We start from the raw sequence: 1256 nt of genomic DNA, 5'->3' as shown, positions 1-1256 counted from the left end.
GATGGCCAAGGAAAAGTTCGAACGCACTAAGCCGCACTGCAACATCGGCACCATTGGTCACGTTGACCATGGCAAGACGACGCTGACGGCCGCGATCACGATCACGCTGGCGAAGTCGGGCGGCGCGACCGCCAAGAACTACGCCGACATCGACGCTGCGCCGGAAGAAAAGGCCCGCGGCATCACGATCAACACGGCTCACGTCGAGTACGAGACGGCCAACCGTCACTACGCGCACGTCGACTGCCCCGGCCACGCCGACTACGTGAAGAACATGATCACGGGCGCCGCCCAGATGGACGGCGCGATCCTGGTCGTGTCGGCCGCCGACGGCCCGATGCCGCAGACCCGCGAGCACATCCTGCTGGCCCGTCAGGTCGGCGTGCCGGCTCTGGTCGTGTTCATGAACAAGGTCGACATGGTCGACGACGAAGAGCTGCTGGAGCTGGTCGAAATGGAAGTGCGCGAGCTGCTGAGCTCGTACCAGTTCCCGGGCGACGACATTCCGATCACCAAGGGTTCGGCTCTGGCCGCCGTTGAAGGCCGCGACGCCAACATCGGCGAAGAGAAGATCCTCGAGCTGATGTCGACGGTCGACGCCTACATCCCGCAGCCGGAACGCCCCGTTGACCTGCCGTTCCTGATGCCGGTCGAAGACGTGTTCTCGATCTCGGGCCGCGGCACCGTGGTCACCGGCCGTATCGAAAAGGGCATCGTCAAGGTCGGCGAAGAAGTCGAAATCGTCGGCATCCGTCCGGTCCAGAAGACGACCTGCACGGGCGTCGAAATGTTCCGCAAGCTGCTGGACCAAGGTCAAGCCGGCGACAACGTTGGCGTGCTGCTGCGCGGCACCAAGCGTGAAGACGTCGAGCGCGGCCAGGTTCTCTGCAAGCCGGGTTCGATCACCCCGCACACGAAGTTCGTGGCCGAAGCCTACATCCTGAACAAGGAAGAGGGCGGCCGTCACACCCCGTTCTTCACCAACTACCGTCCGCAGTTCTACTTCCGCACGACCGATGTCACCGGCATCATCAAGCTGAAGGAAGGCGTGGAAATGATCATGCCGGGCGACAACGCCGAGCTGGACGTCGAGCTGATCACCCCGATCGCCATGGACCAAGGCCTGCGCTTCGCCATCCGCGAAGGCGGCCGCACCGTCGGCGCCGGCGTCGTCGCCAAGATCGTCGAGTAATCGATCGATCCCAGCGACAGCTGAACTAAGCGAAGGCCCCGGAGAGCAATCTCCGGGGCCTTTT

At 63.5% G+C, this 1256-nt stretch carries 1 protein-coding gene; it reads left to right on the top strand.

What is annotated here, in order from left to right:
- Position 1 precedes the first annotated feature (1 nt).
- Positions 2-1192 (top strand): elongation factor Tu, encoded by a 1191-nt coding sequence (gene tuf, locus E1H18_RS26290; RefSeq protein WP_172275090.1) that lies wholly within the window; start codon positions 2-4, stop codon positions 1190-1192.
- Positions 1193-1256 lie beyond the last annotated feature (64 nt).

This window comes from Caulobacter sp. RHG1, from assembly GCF_013181195.1.
GTDB lineage: Bacteria > Pseudomonadota > Alphaproteobacteria > Caulobacterales > Caulobacteraceae > Caulobacter.
Note: the sequence above shows the minus strand (reverse complement) of the source record. Positions and strands in the feature narration are given on the sequence as shown.

Bases quoted from the DNA above. Each gene is read 5' to 3' on its own strand.
- tuf (WP_172275090.1), top strand. From the start codon at position 2: ATGGCCAAGGAAAAGTTCGAACGCACTAAGCCGCACTGCAACATCGGC.